The sequence below is a fragment of the Arthrobacter sp. SPT-J7 genome, from assembly GCF_059089965.1.
Window position 1 is genome coordinate 1 of the sequence record NZ_JBNHFF010000498.1, and the last position, 817, is coordinate 817.

The 817-nt window shown below is 63.0% G+C and carries 2 protein-coding genes; both read left to right on the top strand.

What is annotated here, in order from left to right; genetic code table 11:
• Positions 1 to 472, top strand: a 472-nt coding sequence (locus AC5RWX_RS33875; RefSeq protein ID WP_494100515.1) for a mycothiol transferase, incomplete at its 5' end; no start/stop codon positions are given.
• Positions 473 to 702: 230 nt separating this feature from the next.
• Positions 703 to 817, top strand: a 115-nt coding sequence (locus AC5RWX_RS33880; protein ID WP_494100516.1) for a VOC family protein, incomplete at its 3' end; no start/stop codon positions are given.

An 817-nucleotide genomic window follows, 5' to 3' on the forward strand; every position in this document is an offset into this window, starting at 1 on the left:
CGGCAGGATCAGGGAAACAGTGGAAGCCACGCTGCAGGGGCTCGACGACGGGTCCCTAATCCGGCGGCCGGGCGGCACTGGCAATTCAATCGCTTGGCTGATCTGGCACCTGGCCCGGGTGGAAGACGTGCAGGTGGCCGATGCGGGGGGACTGGAGCAAGTGTGGACGGCGCAGGACTTCGTGGGCCGCTTCAGCCTGCCTCTGGCAAGGAACGATAACGGCTACGGCCATTCGAGCGCCCAGGCGGATGCCGTGCAGGCGCCGCCGGAACTGCTGTTGGATTACTACGACGCTGTCCACCGGCAGACGGTGGAGTTTGTGCAGTCACTCGGCGACGAGGATTTGGACCGCATAGTGGACACCCGCTGGGACCCGCCGGTCACCCTGGGCGTCCGGCTGGTGAGCACCATCGCGGACTGCCTGCAGCACGTAGGGCAAGCCTCGTACGCCAAGGGCTTGAAGCAGGCATAGGGAGAATGAATTGCCTATTTCCGTCCAGGGAATTCGGTTCCATAATGGCCACGTAGGCGTCGGGGGACTCCTGCGGCGATTATGGCTGGGGGGTGCAGCAGGGGTCCCAGGTGGCTGGCCCGGTGATGGCGGAACGGGTGGCTACGCGTTGCCGGAATAGGGATGTTCCGGGGACGTCAGAGGGGGAGAGCATCCCCGCCAACGCGAATAATGCACAAAAGGAATTCATCATGCTCAAGGACTCAGCAATCATGGCTGTCCTGCCCGCAAAGGACATCAACCGGGCCAAGGAGTTTTATCGGGACAAGCTGGGGCTGGAACCATCAGGTTCCTTGGAGGAGGCCA